General features: G+C 43.5%; 21 protein-coding genes and 1 riboswitch. Of the genes, 6 read left to right on the top strand and 15 right to left on the bottom strand.

Annotated elements, in window-relative coordinates; genetic code table 11:
- Positions 1-272: 272 nt before the first annotated feature.
- Complete coding sequence (locus JGK39_RS27475; protein WP_293252041.1) at positions 273-941, bottom strand: L-threonylcarbamoyladenylate synthase; 669 nt, start codon at positions 939-941, stop codon at positions 273-275.
- Between the two features lie 75 nt (positions 942-1,016).
- Here JGK39_RS27475 and larC point away from each other — a divergent pair, with 75 nt between their 5' ends.
- Positions 1,017-2,480 (top strand): nickel pincer cofactor biosynthesis protein LarC, encoded by a 1,464-nt coding sequence (larC, locus tag JGK39_RS27470; protein ID WP_293252039.1) that lies wholly within the window; start codon positions 1,017-1,019, stop codon positions 2,478-2,480.
- A 96-nt stretch (positions 2,481-2,576) separates the two neighbouring features.
- Here the strand turns inward: larC and JGK39_RS27465 are convergent, their stop codons facing one another.
- From JGK39_RS27465 to JGK39_RS27450, 4 genes are all read right to left on the bottom strand, one after another.
- Positions 2,577-3,425 carry an ABC transporter ATP-binding protein gene (locus JGK39_RS27465; protein WP_293252037.1) on the bottom strand — a complete coding sequence of 283 codons (849 nt, stop codon included), beginning with the start codon at positions 3,423-3,425 and terminating at the stop codon, positions 2,577-2,579.
- 306 nt (positions 3,426-3,731) lie between these two features.
- Positions 3,732-4,619 carry a methyltransferase domain-containing protein gene (locus JGK39_RS27460; RefSeq protein WP_293298066.1) on the bottom strand — a complete coding sequence of 296 codons (888 nt, stop codon included), beginning with the start codon at positions 4,617-4,619 and terminating at the stop codon, positions 3,732-3,734.
- A gap of 291 nt (positions 4,620-4,910) precedes the next feature.
- Complete coding sequence (locus JGK39_RS27455; protein ID WP_293252033.1) at positions 4,911-5,156, bottom strand: toxin-antitoxin system HicB family antitoxin; 246 nt, start codon at positions 5,154-5,156, stop codon at positions 4,911-4,913.
- Positions 5,153-5,692: a putative toxin-antitoxin system toxin component, PIN family gene (locus JGK39_RS27450; RefSeq protein ID WP_293252031.1), complete on the bottom strand. Its 540-nt coding sequence runs from the start codon at positions 5,690-5,692 to the stop codon at positions 5,153-5,155. Before JGK39_RS27450 ends, JGK39_RS27455 begins: the two co-directional genes overlap by 4 nt.
- 110 nt (positions 5,693-5,802) lie before the next feature.
- Here JGK39_RS27450 and JGK39_RS27445 point away from each other — a divergent pair, with 110 nt between their 5' ends.
- The 3 genes from JGK39_RS27445 to JGK39_RS27435 all read left to right on the top strand — a co-directional run bounded on the left by JGK39_RS27445 (position 5,803) and on the right by JGK39_RS27435 (position 8,559).
- Positions 5,803-6,864 carry a metal ABC transporter substrate-binding protein gene (locus tag JGK39_RS27445; protein ID WP_293252029.1) on the top strand — a complete coding sequence of 354 codons (1,062 nt, stop codon included), beginning with the start codon at positions 5,803-5,805 and terminating at the stop codon, positions 6,862-6,864.
- A gap of 64 nt (positions 6,865-6,928) precedes the next feature.
- Positions 6,929-7,705: a metal ABC transporter ATP-binding protein gene (locus tag JGK39_RS27440; protein WP_293298063.1), complete on the top strand. Its 777-nt coding sequence runs from the start codon at positions 6,929-6,931 to the stop codon at positions 7,703-7,705.
- Positions 7,705-8,559, top strand: coding sequence for a metal ABC transporter permease (locus JGK39_RS27435; RefSeq protein WP_293298060.1), 855 nt, complete (start codon positions 7,705-7,707; stop codon positions 8,557-8,559). Before JGK39_RS27440 ends, JGK39_RS27435 begins: the two co-directional genes overlap by 1 nt.
- A 52-nt stretch (positions 8,560-8,611) precedes the next feature.
- Here JGK39_RS27435 and JGK39_RS27430 read toward each other — a convergent pair whose 3' ends face one another.
- From JGK39_RS27430 to JGK39_RS27385, 10 genes are all read right to left on the bottom strand, one after another.
- Positions 8,612-9,205, bottom strand: a complete 594-nt coding sequence (locus tag JGK39_RS27430; RefSeq protein ID WP_293298057.1) for a Uma2 family endonuclease — start codon at positions 9,203-9,205, stop codon at positions 8,612-8,614.
- Positions 9,206-9,572: 367 nt separating this feature from the next.
- The gene (locus JGK39_RS27425) at positions 9,573-11,876 is read right to left on the bottom strand and encodes a leucine-rich repeat domain-containing protein (RefSeq protein ID WP_293298054.1); all 2,304 of its coding nucleotides are present in this window, start codon (positions 11,874-11,876) and stop codon (positions 9,573-9,575) included.
- A 251-nt stretch (positions 11,877-12,127) separates the two neighbouring features.
- Positions 12,128-12,856 (bottom strand): hypothetical protein, encoded by a 729-nt coding sequence (locus JGK39_RS27420; RefSeq protein ID WP_293298051.1) that lies wholly within the window; start codon positions 12,854-12,856, stop codon positions 12,128-12,130.
- Positions 12,857-13,115: 259 nt separating this feature from the next.
- Complete coding sequence (locus tag JGK39_RS27415; RefSeq protein ID WP_293298048.1) at positions 13,116-15,146, bottom strand: SPFH domain-containing protein; 2,031 nt, start codon at positions 15,144-15,146, stop codon at positions 13,116-13,118.
- A gap of 231 nt (positions 15,147-15,377) precedes the next feature.
- Positions 15,378-16,448 (bottom strand): DUF2207 domain-containing protein, encoded by a 1,071-nt coding sequence (locus JGK39_RS27410; RefSeq protein WP_293322510.1) that lies wholly within the window; start codon positions 16,446-16,448, stop codon positions 15,378-15,380.
- 228 nt (positions 16,449-16,676) lie between these two features.
- A complete protein-coding gene (locus tag JGK39_RS27405; RefSeq protein ID WP_293252019.1) occupies positions 16,677-16,877 on the bottom strand; it encodes a hypothetical protein in 201 nt (66 codons plus the stop codon).
- Entirely contained in the window at positions 16,789-17,532 is a 744-nt protein-coding gene (locus tag JGK39_RS27400) for a DUF2207 domain-containing protein (protein WP_293252017.1), read from the bottom strand. The genes JGK39_RS27405 and JGK39_RS27400 overlap by 89 nt, the downstream gene beginning before the upstream one ends.
- Positions 17,533-17,937: 405 nt before the next feature.
- Positions 17,938-18,738: a cobalt ECF transporter T component CbiQ gene (cbiQ, locus tag JGK39_RS27395; protein ID WP_293252015.1), complete on the bottom strand. Its 801-nt coding sequence runs from the start codon at positions 18,736-18,738 to the stop codon at positions 17,938-17,940.
- Entirely contained in the window at positions 18,735-19,067 is a 333-nt protein-coding gene (locus JGK39_RS27390) for an energy-coupling factor ABC transporter substrate-binding protein (protein WP_293252013.1), read from the bottom strand. The genes cbiQ and JGK39_RS27390 overlap by 4 nt, the downstream gene beginning before the upstream one ends.
- Before the next feature lie 4 nt (positions 19,068-19,071).
- Positions 19,072-19,830, bottom strand: a complete 759-nt coding sequence (locus JGK39_RS27385) for an energy-coupling factor ABC transporter permease (protein ID WP_293252011.1) — start codon at positions 19,828-19,830, stop codon at positions 19,072-19,074.
- Positions 19,831-19,851: 21 nt separating this feature from the next.
- Positions 19,852-19,999: riboswitch (cobalamin riboswitch) on the bottom strand.
- Positions 20,000-20,182: 183 nt separating this feature from the next.
- On the opposite strand from JGK39_RS27385, the gene JGK39_RS27380 reads away from it, so the two are divergent.
- Positions 20,183-20,860 (top strand): Uma2 family endonuclease, encoded by a 678-nt coding sequence (locus JGK39_RS27380; protein WP_293252009.1) that lies wholly within the window; start codon positions 20,183-20,185, stop codon positions 20,858-20,860.
- Between the two features lie 249 nt (positions 20,861-21,109).
- Entirely contained in the window at positions 21,110-22,684 is a 1,575-nt protein-coding gene (locus JGK39_RS27375; protein ID WP_293298044.1) for an FAD-dependent oxidoreductase, read from the top strand.
- The last annotated feature ends 101 nt before the right edge of the window (positions 22,685-22,785 follow it).

The following is a 22,785-nucleotide window of genomic DNA, read 5'->3' as shown; positions in this document are numbered from 1 at the left end:
TCATAGCTGAAGTCGTCTTAAGACGACTGTGGAAATTAGGGCTGAATAACATAAGTCGCGATGAATTAAAGTCGAAATAATATTTAATATATACTGATAGCGATTACCCCTATGATAATTCTCAATCCTTTAAAATATAGGACAGACCTTAATTAAATTCAATACCATAACCGCGCTATATTCAGCAGTCCTCTTTGAGAGGACTTTTGCTATGAGACGGGGGTTTTGAACCCCCGGCGGACTGTTGGAGAAGCGCAAGAACCCCTCAAATTTTAATCTTGTTCCCAAGCGGCGGCTGCTTCCCATCCCAAGCCGCGACGAAGGACAATCGGTTCGCTTTCTGTTAAATCGAGAATGGTAGAAACTTGATATCCCGGATCGGAATCATCATCGACAATGATATCTACTAACTTTAAAAAACAGTCAAATAGTTCAGCTTTGCCAAAGCTTTCTGCTTTTCCAGATGGCACTGGTGCAGTACCTTCATCATCAGTTGTTGTAATGTGAGCAGATGTGGAAATAATTGGATTTCCCAAAGATTCTAGAAGTGTAAAGCAAAGCGGGTGGTTGGGAACGCGAATTCCCGTGGTTTTGCGTTTTGGGTTCATTACCAATTTGGGCACTAATTTGGTAGCTGGTAGCAGAAATGTGTAGGGCCCGGGGATTAACCGCTTGATGATTCTGTATGCTTCATCGGTGACGGCAGCATACTCGGTGATATTTGACAATGAGGAACACAGAAATGTTAATGGCTTATCATTTGATAGTTGCTTGATCCGCCTGACTCGTTCTACGGCAGATTTGGAGTTGAGATCGCAGCCGATCGCGTAAACTGTATCTGTGGGATAAAGCATCACTGCCCCATCTTTGAGAGCTTTTGTAATCTTCTCGATCCGGTCTTTCTGGGGTACAACTGGATGGAGTCCGTAAATAATTGCCATGTTAAGATATTTCAGGCTAAGTGGGCGATCGACAAATGTGCTAAAACAATCAATGTTGAAAATTAATTGTTAATAATGAATAAAATAGCGTATTTTGACTGCCCAACCGGCATTGCTGGCGATATGTGCCTCGGAGCTCTCGTACACGCGGGTGTTCCCTTAGACTATCTAATCGAAAAACTCCATTTACTCGGCATTTCGACTGAGTACCAATTGCGGGCCGAATTAGTTCACCGCAATACTCAACAAGCTACTAAATTTTATGTGGATTTAGCTGCAGATTTGCCTTTAAAATCAAACAATCCGGCTGCTGACTCCGCCCTCGATCCCTCGGAAACTGAATCCCCGACTTTCGACAGGCGCCACCACCACCATCATCATGATGGAGAAGAACATTCTCACAGTCACGGCGAAGCTGATGCGGAAATTGGCCACACTCATCACCGCCATTTGCCGGAAATTGAGCAGATTATCATCGCTGCAAAATTGCCTGCGCGCGTGGAAGCGTGGAGTTTGGCCGTGTTTCGCAAATTAGCAGATGCAGAGGGTGCCGTACACGGTATCTCCGCCAGTGAAGTTCACTTTCACGAGGTGGGGGCTACGGATGCAATTATTGATATTGTCGGTACTTGTTTGGGTTTGGATTGGTTGGATATTGATGAGTTTTACTTTTCGCCGATGCCGACTGGTGCGGGTACGGTGAAGGCTGCACACGGCAAGTTGGTTGTGCCCACGCCTGCTGTGATGCGGTTGTGGGAAACGCATCGAGTGCCGGTTTATAGCAACGGGATCGATCGCGAGTTGTGCACTCCTACGGGTACTGCGATCGCCTGTACTCTCGCCTCTGCTTTTGGCCCGCCGCCGCCGATGCAAGTTCTGAAAATTGGTTTGGGTGCAGGTTCGCGAAATCTGGCAATTCCTAATATTTTACGCCTCTGGATTGGGGAGAAGAAAGGTTCGGCAGCGAGCAATGTGCGGGATGTAACGGATGTAAGAAAGAGGGAAGAGGGAAGATTAGCAGCGGATTTTGTAACGGATGTAACGGATGGAATAACGAGGGAAGATTTAACTAATTACCAATTACTAATTACCAATTCGCAGGAAACAGTCTGTGTTTTGGAAACGCAAATTGATGATTTAAACCCGCAGGCGATTGGGTATGTTTTTGATGCTTTGTTTTTGGCGGGAGCTCTGGATGTTTTTACTACACCAATTGTGATGAAAAAGTCGCGGTTGGGGGTGTTGTTGACTGTGATTTGTCATCCTGAATTTCAGGATGCTTGCGAGGCTGTGATGTTTCGGGAGACTACTACTCTGGGAATTAGGCGATCGACTCAACAGAGAACTATTTTGGATCGAGAAATCCAGAAAGTTCAAACAGAGTACGGCGAAGTTAAAATTAAAGTTGCTAAGTCTGGAGAAACGATTGTTAATGTGCAGCCGGAATACGAAGATTGTGCGGAAATTGCTCGACTTAATAATGTTAGTTGGCGCGAAGTTCATCGGTTGGCGCTGCAAATTTGGTACGATCGCACTTAGGGTAGAAACCGGGTTTTTTGCGAAATTATGCGTCGGAGTCGGCAAATAAGGTAAAAACCCGGTTTCTGGAGTCGGGGTGCGTAAGTCATCAGCTTATTAAATCCGCCGGCGCGCGTCTAAAATTTGTTGTTGCAATTCATCGAAGGCGGGCAGTTTTGAGTTAGGATTTTTGTCAATGAGATCCTTGATTTGGTCGATTAGCTCGATCGCCAGCGGTACGCCAAGCTGCAATTGTTCCAAGACATCCCGCTGAGCAAAAACGGCTTCGGGTGTGCCTTCTAGAATCAGTTTTCCGCAATCCATCACAAACACCCAATCGGCCCAGCGATAGATGAAATCGAGGTCGTGACTTGCTAAAAGTATTGTGGTTCCGGCTGCGTGAATTTGTTGCAGCAAACCGATCAGTTGTTTGGTGTGGCGCGGATCGAGATAGGCGGTAGGTTCGTCTAATAGCAGCAGTTTGGGTTTGAGTACCATGATATCGGCGATGGAAACGCGCTTTTTTTGTCCTAAACTGAGGTTGTGGATTGGTTCGCGGGCGAGTTCGCTTAAGTTGAATTGCTCGATCGCCTGTTGCACCTGTTGAGCAATTTCGGATTCTGCCAAACCCAAGTTGTACAATCCGTAGGAGATATCCTCTTCTACTGTGGAAGCGACTAATTGATGTTCGGGATTTTGAAAGACGAGTCCGATTTGTTGGCGCAGTTTCACGAGAGATTTGCGATCGTAGCGAAACGGTTCGCCTTCCCAGCGAATGATTCCCTGTTGCGGTTGGTACAAGCCGTTTGCTAGCAGGAAAAAGGTGGTTTTGCCGCAGCCGTTTTGACCGATGAGTCCGCAGCGCTTCCCGGCGGGGATTTTCAGGCTTAAATCGTGAATTGCCGATCGCGAAGTGCAGGGATATGAGTAAAAAGTGCGATCGAATTCGAGGATTGATTGAGACATTTATTTATCATAAATAACTAAAGTAAAATAGGTTTGTAGTGAGGACTTTAGTCCGCATTGAGGAAGTCCTGAAGTCAGGTTTGTAGTGAGGACTTTAGTCCGCATTGAGGAAGGACTGAAGTCCTCACTACGAACCTACTTTAGTCCGCATTGAGGAAGGAAGTCCTCACTACGAACCTACTTTAGTCCGCATTGAGGAAGGACTGAAGTCCTTACTACGAACCTGTTTTGTCGTGAGGATTTTAGTCTTCGGGAAGAAGGACTGAAGTCCTTACTACGAACCTAGAAGAAGGACTAAAGTCCTTACTACGAACCTGTTAATTTATTCGCACTTCCATCTTTTTCTATTAACTGCCAAAGTTGAATCTCATAACAAAGATGCTTTTCAAACAGTTGACTCGCCTCCAATCCTTCAACCACCAATTTCTTAAACCAGCGGCGAAATATCCAACGCAGAATTTTATGAATCGGGGGAACCGCGATCGAAATCAAGTCTGCAACATAAATCATTGTATTCAGTCCATACCTGCGGAAAGTATCGACATATAAATCAATTGTTGGTACAATATGAGCCGAAATATCCTCAGCTTTTACTAAATTAAACCCCGCTTGCATCAATGCAGTTTCCAGTTCTTGCACCACATGACAGTTAGAAAACATTCCTTCTGTATAATCAGGATTAGATCGCAACATATCCGCAAGAAGTACATAACCTCCGGGATTGAGCACCGCCGCCGCACCTTTAGCTATATCGACAGCAGACATATATTGACTGCTTTCGCTAAAGAGAACTAAATCGTAGGAATGGGTGGCTTGGAAGTCTTCAAATTTGGTGAGGTGGAAGATGGCGCGATCGCCCGTACACTTGAGAAAGCGCTGTTGTTGAAACGGATCGGGTGCGAGGCCTTCGACTCCAAAAGCCCGATCGAGCAAATAAGCCGCATTCCCCCCAATCCCGCATCCTACGTCCAGGACAGTCTTGATGTCTTTCGGGATAAAATCTAACAATTTATCCGTATAAGCTTGCTGAGCGTTACGCAGCCGCCCGATGGTGAGTTCTTCAGCGGGTACGGGCAGAGTTTTCCAATAGCCGTAGTGAAGATAGGGCGAATCTGTCAGTCCCAAATAGTAATTCAGCGCTGCATTTTGGTAGCGAGTTACTTTGGAAATAGAAATTGATTGTGACTTCGGCATTGGGAGAATTGGATAAATTTTAGGATTTCCGGGAGGGTTGAAATTCTTCCCAGCGCTTGCATACCTGTTCATAGCATTGAACCGGAGAAATTGCCAACTTTTGCCACAAAATCCAAAATTTCGTTGTCATTCGCGATCGACAAAAATACAATTACTTGGTTGAGTTCCTAGGTAGCAATGATTTCGAGATTTTAAAGTTAATAGTTCGCAGATTTTTTCCGGCTCTAACGCATATTTTATTTCTCCTCCATTCCACAAAAAAATCGCCTGTGGCTCTGTGAAATCGAATTTTTATACTGGCGGGAACTCGTCATAGAGTTCGGGTTCAACATCTGGCACTTTAGCTAAAACAGCGTCATACTTCTGGCGAATTCCTCGCTTTGCTAAATCTTCTAAGTAGGTTTCGGTCATCAGCGCCGACAGCTTTTCCGCAACTGCTGTCGCTATAAATTGATCGATAGAAATCCCATCTTGCGAGGCTAACGCTTGCAAATCTTTGTACAATGAGTCAGGAAGTTGAACATTCAAATTACTCATAGCAAGGCTCCAATATCTCTTAAAAACTCAGCAGGTGCGATCGCTCTTATCCCAAACCGCTCAATGCCAAAAAAGTCACGAATGTTGTACGTTACTACACTATCACATCTTGCTGTAACCGCTAGTTCCAGTACCATATCGTCTTTAGGATCGGGTAGATAGGGTCGCCATAGAAAGAAAATGCGATGTCTTGTGGCGACGGAGCAGTGAAATTCTATGAAATCTTCAATATCTGTGGCACTGACATAAAGATTCGGTAACTCTCTCAACAATACCTCTCGATATTCTAGCACCAATGGCACGGAAAGATGGATATCAAATTCCCCTGTACCTACTAATTCTAGTAAGCGAAAAGCACTAGCTTTCCTAGAACGCAAGCCCGAAACAATGATGTTGGTATCAAGAACAATCTGTGGAATTGGCATGGGAATACGATCGTTGATTGCATTATAACTTTGCAAGTAATGAAAATGGCAACTCTGAATAAACAGAGCGTAAGCGAAGCCTGCGTTTAGGCCAAAAAGCCGATCGCCCATTTACCCTCACTGTTCGTGATTCTGCCATTTTCCCCGATTCTGTGATAAATTGAAAAAATGAAAACATTATGAAAATCTGCGATAGTCGATCGGGCTGTCTGCCGTAATCTGTGGCAAATTTAGCTAGCATTTTGGAATATATGCCCAAAAATCCTCAAATTCTCCCCTCATCTCCCCTTTTCCCCTTCTCGCTCCTCTCCGCTCCCGTTTGGAAACAGTATCAAATAATTGGATTGGGGCTGTTGCTGGGAGTGTGCGTCACTGCGTGCAACACTCAGACGACAGCGGAGCCTCAAAGCAATCAAAATCGAGCTTCTAGCCCTAATGCCACCGATTGGTTCCGAAAAGATAAAAAAGTCATTCTCACCACCTTCACGGTGCTGGCAGACATGGCGCAGAATGTCGCTGGTGACAAAGTAATTGTTCAATCCATCACAAAGCCTGGGGCGGAAATTCACGGCTATGAAGTCACTCCTAGCGACTTAAAACGAGGGCAAGGTGCTAGTCTAATTTTGGATAACGGATTGAATTTGGAACGCTGGGCAACTCGATTTTATAACAGTTTTCCTAAAGTTCCTCGCATTACTGTGAGTGAAGGAATTAAACCGATTAATATTGCCGAAGATTCCTACAAAGGTAAACCGAATCCCCATGCTTGGATGTCGCCTAAAAATGCCTTGGTTTACGTTAGAAATATTCGCAGAGCTTTATCAAATGCCGATCCAGCCAATGCTGCAACCTATGAAGCGAATTCGACAAAATACAGTCAGCAAATTGAGGCGATCGATGAAAAGCTCAAACAAGCTATTTCAGCGATTCCCCCAGATAAACGCTACATAGTAAGTTGTGAAGGCGCATTTTCTTACATTGCGCGCGACTACGGCTTGAAAGAAGTTTATATTTGGCCTGTAAATGCCGAACAGCAATCTACACCGAAACAAGTTGAACGGGTGATTGATACAGTCAAAGCCAACAAAATACCTGCTGTATTTTGCGAGAGTACCGTCAGCAACGAAGCACAGCTTCAGGTAGCAAAGGAAACCGGGGCCAAATTTGCCGGCGTGTTTTATGTCGATTCCCTATCTCCATCGGAAGGCCCTGCATCAACCTACCTTAAGATGCTTGAATATAACGTCAATACTTTGATAAAAGGACTACAGGGTAATGGGTAATGGGGCATGGGGCATGGGGCATGGGGCATGGGGCATAGGGAATTGGTAATTTGGAGAAATTGGTATGGATAGAATCAGTATTGACATTGAAAATGTCACGGTTGCTTATCACGGTAAAGTAGCCTTGCACAGCGCCTCGCTGCAACTTAAAGCGGGGACAATTTGCGGTTTGGTGGGGATGAATGGTGCGGGAAAATCAACCCTGTTTAAGGCAATTATGGGGTTTGTGAAGCCAAACACCGGACGAATTTTAATTAATGGCTTGCCGATCCGTCAAGTGCAAAAAAGCAATCTGGTTGCCTATGTGCCTCAGTCGGAAGAGGTAGACTGGAATTTTCCGGTGAATGTTTTTGATGTGGTGATGATGGGGCGCTACGGCTACATGAATCTGTTGCGGATTCCAGGATCGATCGACAAACAAGCGGTGCGAGAAAGCTTGGAAAGGGTGGAAATGTGGCCAATGCGCGATCGGCAAATCGGAGAGTTATCCGGGGGACAAAAGAAACGCACCTTTTTTGCGCGGGCTTTGGCGCAACAAGCAACGGTTTTACTGCTGGATGAACCCTTCGCCGGAGTTGATATCAAAACCGAGAAAATGATGATTGATTTGCTGATGGAATTGCGGCAAACGGGGCATACAATTCTCGTTTCTACTCACGATTTAGACTCTATTACCACGTTTTGCGACCAAGTAGTGTTAATCAATCGCAGCATTCTCGCCTATGGTAACACCTCCGATGTGTTTACAGAGGAAAATCTCTCTCGTACCTTTGGCGGTGCGATCGGTGATTTATCCTTTGCTAAAAGTCGTTTAACTCAAGTCGATCGCCAGGAGCAATAATGGACTTAATTCAGTGGTTTGTCGCACCGTTGCAGCATGAATTTATGGTGAAGGCGATTTTAGTCAGCGCCTTAGTAGGGATTGTTTGTTCGGCGCTTTCGTGCTATATGACTTTGAAGGGATGGGCATTGATGGGTGATGCGGTTTCCCATGCGGTGATGCCGGGGGTTGTGATTGCTTATGTGCTGAATATTCCTTTGGCGGTCGGGGCGTTTTTGTTTGGTGTGGGTTCGGTAATTGCGATCGGCTTTATCAAAGCAAAAACTCGCGTTAAAGAAGATACAGTGATTGGTTTAGTGTTTACCGGATTTTTTGCCTTTGGTTTGGTGTTAATTTCTAAAGTCAGAAGTTCGATCGACTTGACGCATATCTTATTTGGCAATGTTTTAGGTATTTCGGATTCAGATATTGTTCAAACTGTGATTATTAGTGTCATTACCCTAGTGACGCTGGCAGTTTTACGCAAAGATTTAATTCTGTTTTGTTTTGACTCTACTCACGCGCGATCGATCGGTTTAAATATCACTTTTCTATATTACGTGTTGCTGTCTTTGCTATCGCTGACAGCAGTTGCGGGACTTCAGACAGTCGGGATTATTTTGGTAGTAGCAATGTTAGTAACTCCGGGGGCTACGGCGTATTTATTGAGTGATAATTTTGACCATATGACGCTAATTGCGATGACTTCGGGAGTATTTTCTAGCGTAATGGGAACTTATATCAGCTATCACATTGATGGTTCGACGGGCGGATGTATTGTGGTGTTGCAAACGCTGCTGTTTGTGTTGGCGATGGTTTTTGCCCCGAAATATGGTCTGTTGGTGAGATCTAGGGACTCAAGGGCGATCGATTAATCAGAGTGGGCGGTTAAAACTGCTCCAATACAAACCAAATCCGCCTCGATATTTAAGCCGGATTTGGTGTTACATCAAACTCAATATTTTCATACAAATCTGCCACAGAAAATTCTACAGGAATAGAGGTTAATGTAACTCGATCGCCCGCACAGCTATATTCCGAAAAAATCCACTTATTCGCGTCAGTTTTAGAATATTGCTGCACCTGTAGCCGATATTGGTCGATTAACAAATACTCCTGAAAACTCGGAATACTGCGATAAGCAGCAAACTTATCATCGCGATCGTAAGCTCTAGTACCCTTAGATAGTACCTCAGCAATCAGCAAAGGATTGGTAATTGTATCAGTGCGTCCAGATTGAAGTTCGATCGGTTTCGCCGCCACTATCAAATCCGGGTAAGTGTAATTATTAAGCTGGGGAACCCAAAGCCGTTGATCCGAACTAAAAGTCCGATATGGTTTCCCTTTTAACGCCAGTTTCAGCGCCCCACCTAAATTAAGGGCAATTTCATTGTGATCCGGTGAACCGCCAGCCATCAGAATAATCTCCCCATTGATAAATTCATGCCGATCCACAGAATTGACTTCAGCTTCTAGATATTCTTCAGCCGTGTAGGTTTTGGTTTCAACTTGCGCGATCATACACAACTCTCTCCTTAATCGACTGATTCCAGTTTATCATAAAAATTATTCTAATTCAATGTAAAAGCCCATAGATATTTGAGCCGAGACTGCTTAAAGAATTCGGCAAGGTCGATATTACCATATTGTTTGGAGGCCTAGCCTCCAGATACGGCAAATTAAAGAAGGCAAATTACGCCCTATTTCCGAACTGTGGGATGGCATTATCGATCGCATTTAATAAAGCCATCCAATTCATAATAATACTAGGGCGATGATGACACTACAAGTAAGTGCGATCGGCTGTGGTAAATTCCTGTGTTCGTGTGCAACTATAAATGTCATCATTTTGTGCCTCTAATTTTTGGATCTATAAAGAATTTCAAGATCACCAATCGCAGGTAGACTGTGGCTCGATCGGGCAAATCTTGGGAGAAATCGGATTTCCACGGACGTACAATGACATCAGGTTAGTCAAGGATTGTAAGGGTTTGATATCGCTGATTTTATTCTCATTAAGTTCGAGCCACCGAAGATTGGTCAAGGATTGCAAAGGTTTGATATCACTTATTTTATTGTTCGTAAGGATGAGATTATTCAGGTTGGTCAAAGATTTTAGCGGCTTGATGTCGCTAATTTGATTCTTCATAAGGTCTAGCAATTCAAGTTTTGTCAAAGATTCTAAAGGTTTGATATCGCCTATTTTATTGTCGCCGAGTCCGAGAACAGTCAGCTTAGTCAAGGATTGCAATGGTTTGATATCAGTAATTTCATTGATGTAGAGGTTGAGAGTAGTTAGGTTAGTCAAGGATTGTAAGGGTTTGATATCGCTGATTTTATTTTTTATGAGATCGAGCATAGTCAGCTTAGTTAAGGATTGCAATGCTTGAATGTCACTGATTTGATTGTTTTGAAGACCGAGTTGAGTGAGGTTAGTCAAAGATTTCAATGGTTGGATATCGCCGATCTTATTGTTGTAAAGGCCGACATTAGTCAGCTTGGTTAAAGATTGCAATGGTTTGATATCACTGATTTGATTATCGCTGAGACCGAGATCAGTCAGATTAGTCAAGGATTGCAAAGGTTTTATATCGCTAATTTGATTGTTCTGAACAAAAAGTTGAGTTAGGTTCGTTAAGGATTGCAAGGGTTTGATGTCACTGATTTTATTGCCGCCAAGTTGGATATAAGTCAGGTTCGTTAAGGATTGTATGGGTTTGATGTCAATGATTTTATTGCCACCCAGATCGAGTTCAGTCAGTTTAGTTAAAGATTCTAGCGGTCTAATGTCGATGATTTGATTGTTATCGAGGTTGAGTTTCGTGAGACTCGAAAGTTTCCGATTAGCGGCATCGCAATCAGTAGTCTTGGCTTCCTTCAACAGCACTTCAACAGTATATTTATCTTCGGGACTCAAAAAAGGTTGAGCGCGGCACCAATCTGCAAATGTTCGTCGAGTATCTTTTTGTTGCTTCTGGGTGACTGACGGGGAAGGTCTATTTCCCGATAGTCCTAAAAGGGCAACGGCATTTAAACCCAGCTTGACCTGAGTCAGTTTAGTCAAAGATTCCAAAGGTTTGATATTGCTGATTTGATTTTTTTCGAGGTCGAGTTCAGTCAGTTTAGTCAAAGATTGTAAGGGTTTGATATCGCTGATTTTATTGTTATTAAGGTCGAGTTTAGTCAGGTTAAGTAAGGATTGTAAGGGTTTGATGTCGCTTATTTGATTATTTTTGAGATAGAGTCCTTCCAGTTTAGTCAAAGATTGCAATGGTTTGATATCGCTAATTTTATTATTTACAAGACCTAACCAGCGCAGTCTTGTCAAAGATTCTAATGGTTTAATATCAGGTATCTTATTGTTGTTGAGACTAAGATAATCCAGGTCAGACAAGGATTGTAATGGTTTGATATCGATGACTTTATTATTATTGAGACCTAGCCGAAACAGGGTCAAAGATTGTAATGGTTTGATGTCGCTGATTTTATTATCGCTAAGCATGAGATTACCCAGGTTAGTCAAAGATTGCAATGGCTTAATATCGCTGATTTTATTGTTGTTAAGAGTGAGCCACATCAGGTTAGTCAAGGATTGTAATGGTTTGATGTCAGTGATTTTATTTTCGCCGAGGCTCAGATTCTCAAGCTTCGTCAAGGATTGTAATGGTTTGATATCGCTGATTTGATTACCACTAAGACTGAGTCGAGTCAATTTAGTCAAATATTGCAAGGGTTTGATGTCGCTGATTTTATTGTCAATGAGCCTGACAGACATTTGGTTATTCAAGGATTCGATGTCGTCATAGATTTGATCGTCACCGAGGTTGAGTTCTGTTAGGTTAGTCAAGGATTGCAATGGTTTGATCTCAATAATTTGATTATTACTGAGGCCGAGTTTAGTCAGCTTAGTCAAAGATTTTAGCGATCTAATATCGCTGATATAATTGCGGCTGAGTTCGAGTTTAGTCAGCTTAGTGAATGATTGCAAGGGCTCGATGTCGCTGATTTCATTGCTATCGAGGCTGAGTTCCGTGAGACTTGAAAGTTTCTGATTAGCCGCATCGCACTTAGTAGTCCCTGCTTTTGCTAAAAGTACATCAACAGTATGTTTACTCTCAGGACTTAAAGAATCTTTTTCGCGACACCAATCACCAAATGTTTTGTTTCCCGATCGCATCTGTGGAAATGACAAAGAAGATATATTTCCGCATGATGATAGACCGATCGCACTTAAAGCAAGTATCATCAACTTTAGTCCATTCATATGTTTGTGTCTCTCTAGAAATTTCATCGTTTTGTACCTGTGTTTTTTTGAGCTATCAAATTTGAGCGTTGGGTGCCACCAATAACGGTGAAGAATTCGGCAAAGTCAATATTGTTATATTGCTTGGATGCAAAGCTTCCAGATACCTATTCCTAGCCAGAGTCTGGGAACAAGAAACCTCACTTTCCAAGCATTCCCCAATAAAGCATTCCGTAAAGTTGACCAGCCTGCATTGCTTCCTCATCATAGCCTTGACTTTTGAAAAGAGCCTCAGCCTCTCTTATGTGGCTGATTGCTTGCTCTTTATTTTTTGTTTTGTCTTGGCTAAGCAAAGCTATTGCTAATTTTAGGTGAGCATCAGCATCATTAGAGTCACTTGCGATTGCAGTTTCCCAGTGAACAATCTCCTCCTCTATAGTCTCCCATTGAAGTTCTTCGCTATAACTCTGTTGTCGGGGAAAGCCTTCAAGACCGTAATTTTTGATATCCAGAAATGTGGCAATGACTTCGGCTTTTTTATGCTTGTCTCCCAAGCCAGTGCTGAAGTATGAAGTTAGAGGGACAGAACGCTTGCCTGAAAATAGCACCAGACAGACGCGATACTTGACGCTCTCACTATCCTCAATTTTCTGTATTTCCACACCTGAAATATCTTCAATCAAATGTTTGACAGTTTTTGTCTTGGAAATGAGTGGCTTCTCTTTTTTTAACGTCAGATGACCGAGATTTTTATCAAATGTAATAGTCTCTATTTCTGTGAATATTACCAAAAGCAAACCAATTACAGCAAATAAATAGCCAGGGCCGCCGGCAACTAAACCAAATATCAAAAAACTTCCCCCAACTAATAGATTTATCCAAAATCCAAACATTTCTTGGAATTTTAATATTTCTGATGCTTTGCTCATGATTTTATCTCCAATTACTTTCAAGCTTGGGTTATTATCATCATCAAATAAGCAGCGTTGAAAGTCAATTCATATAATTCATTGATTGATTTCATAAAAATCCTCATATCCAAGTTCATAAAAGTCATATTTTTACTAAAAAAATAAGAGAGGACAACCGTCCTCTCTACAAACCGCACAAATTAACTCAAATATCGGAGAAGTCACCAAATAACGAATCAATATCGTCTTCAGCAACATCCTCAGATTGAGCAACTGGTCAATGATTCAGAGACTCCGGCGACTTCACTGATACGGAATTAACCTTTGCTATTGGTAATTCAGCCACTGATTCCACAAGAACAGGCTCCGATTTATGTCCGTTGAGTACAGGTAATTCTCCTGCTTTATCTGCATTTTTGGTGGTTTCATTCCGCATGAATGTTGCCATCAAACCGTCTAGCAAACCGCCACCGCCGCCGCTACCGTTGACTGCGACATCGGGAACCACGCGAACGCTACCATCTGCGATCGCCTGAATAGCTTGCAACATCGTGTAACTCTCAATCCCCAGAGCACTGACACCAACTTGATAAGCATCGGCTTTTGCTTCTCCCATCAGGCGAATTCCTTGTGCTTCACCGCTGGCGTGTTCGATCGCAGCGCTAGCAGTTAATTGGGCAATTTTCACGCCTTGTTCTGCCCCCACCACCTCATGTTGAATGTTGGCGATCGCAGTTGCACGCACTAATTCTTGACGCTGGGACTCTGAATTGCGCTGTGCTTCGTAGGTTTTTTCCTGTTCTTGGGCAATTTTGCGATCGGTCAACGTTTGCATCAACTCCGCTGGTGGCGAAATCACACCGATGAGAGTGTCCACTGCTTGCACGTCATAGGCGCGCAATGCTTGACGCACGTGTTCCCCTGCTTCTGCTTGGCGATCGCTCCGCGCGATCAAAAAATCGAGTATGGTATATTCTTGAGCCGAATTGCGGAAATAATTCCCCACAATTGGACGCAGCACTTGGTCAATTAGATTCTGCATCGAACCTTGCCGCGAAATCACTCTCGGTGCATCTAAAGTACCGACATGAATGATTTGGAAAATTTCCAACTCAAAGCCAAATCCATCAAAAGAAAGCAATTTCATGGCACTTAACTTAGAGTCATAGCCGTGTTCTCCGCTGAACCGTGAAGTGAAGTTTAAAACTACATCAGTAGTGGGAACAAGTTCGACTTTCATCACTTTTGTATTGATGGGATGTTTGCCCGGATAAAGCGGCTCGATCCACACACCTTTATTGCCCTTGGTGACGAGATTCCCGTGGGTAAAAGCCTCCCCGCTTACATCTTTTTGCGATTCCCCCACAAAGGAAATTACTACGCCTACATAACCAATCGGCACTTCGGTCATTTTTACTTGTTCGACTTGCACAAACCAGGGATTGAGGTTCCACGAACCGGATAGAATTATCTGTTCTTGCAAGCCCCTGCGCCCGCCACCTTTGATGAAAGATTGCGCTTTTTGGAAATTGTTGTGACCGGGAATTATGGGGCCGGCGATTTCACCTTCATCAATGGGAACGCCGTCTAGTACGGTCACAATGCCCACACGCTCGGGAGCAAGTTTGTATACTTTAAATTCCGACGGTTCCATACCCTTTTGCTTGGCATTAGCTGAAGTAATGACTTCAAATAAGGCTGTGTTAATCCGATAAGTACCCGTGGTGATTACGGCTAGCTGCCTTCCTTTTTCTCCGCCGTTGGTGAGGAATTTGCGGGCATTTTGGAAATTGTCGCAATCGACGACTGTTCCTAAAATGCGATCGGGAGGAATTGTTGCTCCGTCATTGGCAATAATTAAACCAATTTCATCTTGAGGAACGACAACAACTGGTTCTTTTTTGATGCTATATTGCCAGGGAAAATAACCAAAATGCCAGCCGGGAGGCAGGGTATCTGCTTGCAAACCTCCTTCACCATCGAGGGCAATTAATCTACTGGATGGCAAGTTTTTGCTGGAGAATTTTTTGGTGACAATTCCGACTTCTCGTTCGCCGATCGCAATTAAGCCCAAAGTCCAACCAATTTTGGGGATAAACATGAACACAAAGAACATTGCGCCTACGGGAAAGATCCAAATCGGGATGGTAAAACCTTCTTCTGTCGCTGGTTGGACTGGTTGGGGTTGGGGAGGTGGCGGATTGGTTTGTGCGGGAGTTGGTGGGGCAAAAGTGCCTGCTAGTGCGATCGTGGTTGCGAAAGATGCTGCTAAGGGTAAAAGCTTGCGAAGCCAACGTGATTTAGTCATAGTTTTTAAGCTGCTTTAAGTGGAAATGTACGGGAAATTTGTTTACTACAATCAGTATTCAATAGATTTGTTTGAAGGTCAATTCATTAAAGTCATGAGTTATGCTCATAAAAGTCATATTTGGAATATGGGTGGCCAGAAACCGGGTTTTTTCCGAAAGACTTCGTTTATAATCCATAGATTAGCTAAAAACCCGGTTTCTTTGATTGTGATGCGTAACTCCCGTTGATATTAACCACCGCCACCGCCACCACCGCCGCCACCACCACCTCCACCGCCGCCACCGCCGCCGCCACCTCCACCGCCGCCACCGCCGCCACCACTACTCGAATCTCCATACCTCGTGATAACTATTTTTTCATGGTGATAGCCGCAATTAGTACAGTGACGGATAACTTGATCCTTTCCTTTCGTCTTTCGGGTAGGTGTAGAAATTACTTCTCTACTGGTTTTTAGCGTAAACTTTTTACATCTAAAACAAAATTGTGTAAGATAGAGGTAAATCGTCATTAAACCAAAAATAGGCAATGTTATTATGAGTAGTATGAGTAACAAAAATATGAATGAAAAAAATACCCCCAAAAATTGGCCTATGAAAAATCCTAGTCCTCCCGAAGATTGAGATTGATTGCCAGTTTGTTGCCAACTAGGTTGAGGTATATTCAGAATTACCTGGGGAAATGCAATCTGCACTTCTAATTCTTGTTCCGGTAGAATAGCCTGACTTGCCACAAATTCAAAAGTTTTAGGATCTACTTGACGGGGAACTGCTGCTGCACCAAAATTGGTAAACGACAGAACTTTCCCTGATAAAGCTGCTGGTAATTTCACCGTAACTTTTCCAGTATTAACTGGCGCTTTCCGACCCGCTGAAATCGCTTTCCAATAAACTAAAGTATTCCCACCATCTAACTGCAATCCACCTACCACGCGATATTTGATGACAAAAGTATGTGAGTCTGGCGGTTTTAATTCATGTTGCCAACGAATCCAAAGTTGATTGTTTTCAGTTCCTATACTACTAGGAATTATTTGATTATTTTCAGAAACAGTGACATCTTGAATTGCATCGACTTTATCTAACGGAATATAGCGATACCGTTCATTGTTGTAGGCTGCGGTGAATACATATTTTTGCGTTTCGGTGACTAACATATCTCCGTTTGTCTGAACGTCGATGATGACGTTGATGTTATCCCAGTAAAACGGTAGTTGTTGAGCCGCTGCATGAGTCACTGTGACCAAGCTTAATGATGCTAGTAATGAAAAAACTATTTGTTTGAGGAGTCGTTTATTTATCATAGGATTTCCACAAGATAAGTGTTGACTACAATTATTCAACAGGTTTCTTGTGGAGTCAATTCATTAAAGTCATGAATTATGTTCATAAAAGTCATATTTTGAATATGATTTTGTAGGGAGTGCGATCGGTTTATCTCAAAATCAAGCAAATTCGGACACGGAAATGCCATTTCCCTACCCGATTATTTGTAGGGAAACGGCATTGCCGTCTCCTGAATTTGGGGGATATCAATATATCAACGGATAGCCAGAAACCGGGTTTTTTCCGAAATACTTCGCTATAACCCACAGATTAGCTAAAAACCCGGTTTCTTTGATTGTGGCGTAAGTCCCATTGATATCAACCACCACCGCCACCGCCACCACCGCCGCCACCGCCGCCACCGCCACCACCGCCACCGCCACCGCCACCACCGCCACCACTGTCATAGTCGCTACCACCGCTACTAAGACTATCACTGCGAGCACTGCCACTAATCGAAAACATCACAAACCCGAACCAAAACATTACAAAAATCATGGGAAAGCCCGCTTTTTCCGAAGTAGATTGAGATTGATTACCATTTTGTTGCCAACCAGATTGAGGTACATTCAAAATCGCCTGGGGAAATGCAATCTGCACTTCTAATTCTTGTTCCGGTTGAATAGCCTGACTTGCGACAAATTCAAATGTCTTAGTATCTACTTGACGAGGAACTGCTGCTGCACCAAAATTCGTAAAGGAGAGAACTTTCCCTGACAAAGCATCTGGTAATTTCACCGTAACTTTTCCAGTATTAACTGGCGATTTCCGACCCGCTGCAATGGCTTTCCAATAAACTTGAGTATTTCCACCATCTAGCTGCAATCCACCTACCACTCGATATTTAATCACAAAAGTATGTGAATCTGGCGGTTTTAATTCATGTTGCCAACGAATCCAAAGTTGATTGTTTTCATTGCCAGTGGTACTCGGAATTATTTGATTATTTTCAGAAACAGTGACATCTTGAATTGCATCGACTTTATCTAACGGAATATAGCGATACCGTTCATTGTTGTATGCTGCTGTGAATACATATTTTTGCGTTTCCGTAACTAACATATCTCCGTTGGTCTGAACATCGATCGCAACATTGATGTTGTCCCAGTAGAACGGTAGTTGTTGGGCTGCTGCATGAGTTACTGTGACTAACAGCTTAATGATGCTAGTAATGAAAAAACTATTTGTTTGAGGAGTCGTTTATTTATCATAGGATTTCCACAAGATAAGTGTTGACTACAATTATTCAACAGTTATCTTGTGGAGTCAATTCATTAAAGTCATGAATTATGTTCATAAAAGTCATATCTTCAGTCAGGATAGAGGAGACGGCAATGCCGTGTCCCTACCCAAAATCATATTGTAGAGACACGGCACTGCCGCATAGAGGAGACGGCAGTGCCGTGTCCCTACCGCGATCAATTGTAGGGACACGGCACTGCCGTCTCCTCATTTCTTTATTTATTTTCAATTTTGAAATAACACACTTAATAAAGTTAAAACCGTGCACCCAAACACGGCTTCAAATGTATATCTTCGCGAAGGTTTGTAAGGGGAAGAATGCCAAACCCGCAGTTCTCCATTAAAGCCACGGGCGGCTAAACTCAACGAAACTTGACGGTAGTTTACCAAAGTTCGCTGAAGCAATTGCCCGATTAATATGCCTAAACTACGCATTCCTAGTTTCCAAGTGCGATAGCCACAGCGCGAGTTTTGGGCGATCCAAAGTTCATCGGCGATCGCCAATAAGCTAAAAATAAACCGATACATCAACAACAAAAGTTCTGTCAACAACGGCGGAAAGCGCAATTTTCTGAGGATTTGCAAGGTTTCTGTAAATGGCACCGTCAACAGGATGAAGTACATACAACTTGTCGATGCCAAGGTGCGCGGAAATAACAGACTCACTTGGTATAAGCCTGTGCGACTCACATACAGATACAAATTGCCGATGCTAATTCCCCAACCTTGCCAAATATCCCACTGCATTGTCTGGATTTGATTTAACTCAATTCCATTAATCGCCAAAGCAGGCAAACTCGTCAGCAAAAACATCAACGGTAGCGACAACAACCGCAGATAAAGTTTCCCCGGAATGCCCGCATAGATGACGATCCAGACTGCTAACCAAAGGCCGATCGACAATTGGACGATCGCCCCAGACAGCAGAGACAGAATCAAAAGGGCGATCGCAAACGATAATTTGTGAGTTGGCGGCAACCCACGCAAACGATTGGTGTAAGCCAGACTATCAATCTGATGATTCATTCCAGCGGCGATTTATCATCAGATTGCTGAGATTGCGATCGGCCTTTATAAAGCCCGATCGCATATCCGATCACACCAGCCCCCAGCGCCGCCTGAGTCGCAAATAATAGACTGGCAATTTCAGCGCTAGGCGGTTCAAACAAGTGATTGAACCAAGGTTTATAATCGGGTTGAATTTCGGTAATTGCTTTCTGTGCGCGATCGTCCGATCCGCCGTATTCACCCCGCACAAAAACTAGGGGAATCACCGCAAGGGCGACAACTCCAATTACTAACATCCAATTTTGTTGCGAAGTAGCTTGCTGATTTTTTGTAGGTTTTTGATTCACGACTTTATGACTCCTGTTTCAATAATTTCAGAATTTCTAACTCTGGTTTTCCGTAAGAATGCAGCCAATTCCAAACCAATAAAGTCAGCAATCCCTCACTAATCGCCAGAGGTACTTGAGTAATCGCAAAGATACTAGCAAACTTGAGAAACGAAGCCATAAAACCGCCACTCGCTGCCGGAAAAGCCAATGCCAACTGCATCGAAGTCACCACATAAGTCAGCAAATCTGCCAAAGCAGCCGCACAAAAAATTGCCACCCGTTGGCTACCAGTTCGCATCAGCAAATTATAGATAAAATACGCAGCAAACGGCCCAACAATCGCCATCGAAAACATATTTGCTCCCAACGTTGTCAGCCCGCCGTGCGCTAACAATAACGTTTGAAACAACAGCACTAAAGCACCAAGTACAGCCATCACCGAAGGGCCGAACAAAATTGCACCCAAACCCGTACCCGTTGGGTGAGAACAACTCCCCGTTACCGATGGAATTTTTAAAGCAGAAAGCACAAAAGTAAACGCACCTGCTAAAGCTAGTAATAATTTAAGTTCCGGGTGTTCTTTGGTAATGCGAGTAATTTCACGCAAACCCAACACAAAAAAAGGCAGTGCCACCATCCACCAAAACACAGCCCATTGCACTGGTAAAAAACCTTCTGAAATGTGCATAGCAGCGGCCGGTGTTGCCGAACCCAAGACAAGATAACAACTCAAGCCAGCCATCAATCCCAGGCTGACTAATTTCCGATTTCTGGCCTGCATACTGAACCTCGCAGATGAGACAATCTAAACTAACGCATCGGCGGGCATCCTGACTCAGAAAGCGACAAGACTCTCATTACAGTTGCGGGACAGCGCCGGACTTCCACCGAACTTTCCCCCTTTCCTCTAACGGCTGTTCCCCATTAGAACCGACTGCTTAGACATAGTTTAGTCGATCGCGCAACTCTGGGCCGATATTTTACAAAAATTATTTCAAATTAAGTAAATCAAGATGACCTATCTTCTTCTCTTTCTGACTTCGCGCCCTTAGCGTCTTCGCGGTTCGTTAAAATCTTCATATAATACCCAAAAATAAACGCTATAATATTAGTCAGATTTGAAAAAATTTATTATGTCAGATTACAACTTTTCTAAGCACTCACCCTCACCCGAAGAACGACAAAAATTCTATCAACCACCTGCGGATAACGAACTCAAAGAATTAATTCCAGGATTGCTAAAGGCAATATTGCTCATAATTTGGGCAGAACGCATGGACTGGTTTTTGGGTTTAAACATGGGTATTTACCAAGACTCAGACCAAGAGTACATCATGCCAGATGCTTTCTTAAGTTTAGATATAGAACGGTTTTACCATGAAGAATTGCGTCCCAATTACCAGTTAGGGGATGAAAATATTATACCAAGTTTTGTCCTCGAATTGCTTTCGGGTACTTATCACCACAAATACACCGGAAAGTGGGAAAAATATAAAGATTTAGGCATACTTTATTACGTGGTTTATTCTTCTCGCCGCCGTTGCGATCCTCGTTTTGAAGTATATAAATTAATCAATGGTTCCTATGAGTTACAGCCGGGAAATCCTGTTTGGATGCCAGAAATAGGTTTGGGAATTGGTTGTGAAAGGGGAAATTATTCTGGGGTGACAAGGGAATGGTTGTATTGGTACGATGCGGATGGCAAACGCTATCTGACTCCTGAAGAACAGGTGAAGGAATTAGCCCAGCGCGCCGATCGACTAGCTGAACGATTGCGCGAGTTGGGGATAGATCCTGATAATATAAGCTAATTGAGAGGAAAGAGTGCCAGAATGACGCAGCCTGCGGGCGATCGCCAACCGAGTTTTTTCACCGATCGCGATCGCCCTAAACGCAAGATTTTCCCGAAAATCCCGATTTTTGCGTCCCGAAATGTGTGAAAATTATCAAAAAAATTAGGAAAGATGCGGCCTTATTTGGAACAGACAGAAAGTTTGATGGCAAAAATTGAGATGCAGATCGACAAAATGGCGATCGGGAGACGTGATTAAATAATGCTCATGGATCTGCGTTCTTACCATATCATTTGCTTTGGCGATGAAGTTCCAGGCGTTCTAGCCGTCATCTCAGCAGCCCGAGAATACCGCCGCCGGACAAATCTTTATCCGCGAGTTTTGCTAATGTCTAAAGGAAGCTTGCAAGAAGGAATTGGCGGACATTTAGTCAGAGGCGGCCTCGCTTATTTAGATCGAAGTCAGGTTAGTCAAGAACTGCAACAATCTTTAAATTTAGACCCTTTCGGTTCACCGCCGACAATCTATAAAGAATTCCTGCAAAAATCTGGTGTCAGCGCGATCGCCCTTGACCCCAGCAAAGCCAGCGCAGCCCTGAAAGCAATGCTGGTACAAGCAGGAGTCGCACTCCTCAGCAAAGTAGAAATTAAATCAATCAATAAAGAAGGCAAAAAAATTACTAGCATAATTACCTCAAAAGGGACAGTTTATGTAGCAAAACAATTTATTGATGCCACTGTCAATGGCGAATTAGCTCAAGCCGCAGGTGTGCGAAAGCTGAATGGATTTGAAACCTTTGGTTTGCCTAACTCAGAACTTCCAGTCACCCTAGTTTTTGAAACTCAAGGACTCAGTGTCAGAAGACTGAAAGAACTCGATTATATTTATCTAAAACGCTTCACAAACCTTGCCGATTCTGAGGCTCAAAAATTTTTGCTGTCTGCTGCGGGGAAAGATGCCAAGCTAGCAGAAGAACTCCGCCTGGAAATGATCGACACCAGAGGAAATCTCAAAACTCTGTGGGCGGGCAACGATTACATCGATGTGCGATCGCCCGCACTGTCTGTAGCATACCATTCTTTTAGAGGCAGAAAGCTATCTTTTCCTGAAACCGGCATAATTTTAGATGAGGGAAATATCGCCATACTTCCAAAGGAAAGACTTTCGTGGAATGCGCTGTTATTTGCAGTCACCGCCAGCGAAGCAGAAGCCTTAGCGAGAAACGGGAGCAAACCCACAGCTAATATGCAGGTAGAGATGTCATTTGTGGCCGCTTGGCTGAAAAGTTTGGGTGCTACTTCTGTTACTTCTGCTTCAGAACTGTATATCAGACACGCCGGGAATGTGACGGGAGTTGTAGAACCTTTAACAGGCGCACAAATGCTGCGTGGTGGCGTACCAGCTACGGAAGCACTGGGAACATTTAGCTATCATTTTGATGTCCGGGGAGGCATCTCGGGTATTGGCGAGAAAGCAAACAGTTTGGGGTGGTTTAAAAGTCTGAGTTTCAAACAGCCTACCTTCAATATTGGCATCCGCCACGCATTAATGAAAAACGTTCCTAACCTGGCAGTTGTCAGTCCGTGTTCGGGATTTGAAGGGCTGGCTTGTTCTGTGGGAAGAATTGTAGAATTCAACGCCGCAGTTGGTCAAGGTGTCGGTATCGCGGCCGTTAATGCCATTCTCAATAACAAAAATTTAGCCGATGTATCTAACCGAGAAGTGAGACAAGTTCTCGCCCAAACAGGTCAGTTACCTAGAATTTTTGGAGTTGCAAACAATGCTGATGGAATGCTATTAGCCCAATTCGAGACTCTAGTCGGTGCCGATGCTATTGCCTAATATCCAGGTTTGTAGTGAGGACTTTAGTCCTTCTTTTCCAGGTTTGTAGTGAGGACTTTAGTCCTTCTTTTCCAGGTTTGTAGTGAGGACTTTAGTCCTTC

It is taken from the genome of Microcoleus sp. PH2017_12_PCY_D_A, from assembly GCF_020738565.1.
GTDB lineage: Bacteria > Cyanobacteriota > Cyanobacteriia > Cyanobacteriales > Microcoleaceae > Microcoleus.
The sequence above is the reverse complement of the archived record's forward strand: the minus strand, read 5'-3'. Positions and strand labels throughout refer to the sequence as shown.

Excerpts from the sequence above, each read along its gene's own strand:
- JGK39_RS27475 (WP_293252041.1), bottom strand. The coding sequence starts at position 941 with ATGGCAATTATTTACGGACTCCATCCAGTTGTACCCCAGAAAGACCGG.
- larC (WP_293252039.1), top strand. The coding sequence starts at position 1,017 with ATGAATAAAATAGCGTATTTTGACTGCCCAACCGGCATTGCTGGCGAT.
- JGK39_RS27465 (WP_293252037.1), bottom strand. The coding sequence starts at position 3,425 with ATGTCTCAATCAATCCTCGAATTCGATCGCACTTTTTACTCATATCCC.
- JGK39_RS27460 (WP_293298066.1), bottom strand. The coding sequence starts at position 4,619 with ATGCCGAAGTCACAATCAATTTCTATTTCCAAAGTAACTCGCTACCAA.
- JGK39_RS27455 (WP_293252033.1), bottom strand. The coding sequence starts at position 5,156 with ATGAGTAATTTGAATGTTCAACTTCCTGACTCATTGTACAAAGATTTG.
- JGK39_RS27450 (WP_293252031.1), bottom strand. The coding sequence starts at position 5,692 with ATGGGCGATCGGCTTTTTGGCCTAAACGCAGGCTTCGCTTACGCTCTG.
- JGK39_RS27440 (WP_293298063.1), top strand. The coding sequence starts at position 6,929 with ATGGATAGAATCAGTATTGACATTGAAAATGTCACGGTTGCTTATCAC.
- JGK39_RS27435 (WP_293298060.1), top strand. The coding sequence starts at position 7,705 with ATGGACTTAATTCAGTGGTTTGTCGCACCGTTGCAGCATGAATTTATG.
- JGK39_RS27430 (WP_293298057.1), bottom strand. The coding sequence starts at position 9,205 with ATGATCGCGCAAGTTGAAACCAAAACCTACACGGCTGAAGAATATCTA.
- JGK39_RS27420 (WP_293298051.1), bottom strand. The coding sequence starts at position 12,856 with ATGAGCAAAGCATCAGAAATATTAAAATTCCAAGAAATGTTTGGATTT.
- JGK39_RS27415 (WP_293298048.1), bottom strand. The coding sequence starts at position 15,146 with ATGACTAAATCACGTTGGCTTCGCAAGCTTTTACCCTTAGCAGCATCT.
- JGK39_RS27410 (WP_293322510.1), bottom strand. The coding sequence starts at position 16,448 with ATGATAAATAAACGACTCCTCAAACAAATAGTTTTTTCATTACTAGCA.
- JGK39_RS27405 (WP_293252019.1), bottom strand. The coding sequence starts at position 16,877 with ATGACAGTGGTGGCGGTGGTGGCGGTGGCGGTGGCGGTGGTGGCGGTG.
- JGK39_RS27400 (WP_293252017.1), bottom strand. The coding sequence starts at position 17,532 with ATGTTAGTTACGGAAACGCAAAAATATGTATTCACAGCAGCATACAAC.
- cbiQ (WP_293252015.1), bottom strand. The coding sequence starts at position 18,738 with ATGAATCATCAGATTGATAGTCTGGCTTACACCAATCGTTTGCGTGGG.
- JGK39_RS27385 (WP_293252011.1), bottom strand. The coding sequence starts at position 19,830 with ATGCAGGCCAGAAATCGGAAATTAGTCAGCCTGGGATTGATGGCTGGC.
- JGK39_RS27380 (WP_293252009.1), top strand. The coding sequence starts at position 20,183 with ATGTCAGATTACAACTTTTCTAAGCACTCACCCTCACCCGAAGAACGA.
- JGK39_RS27375 (WP_293298044.1), top strand. The coding sequence starts at position 21,110 with ATGGATCTGCGTTCTTACCATATCATTTGCTTTGGCGATGAAGTTCCA.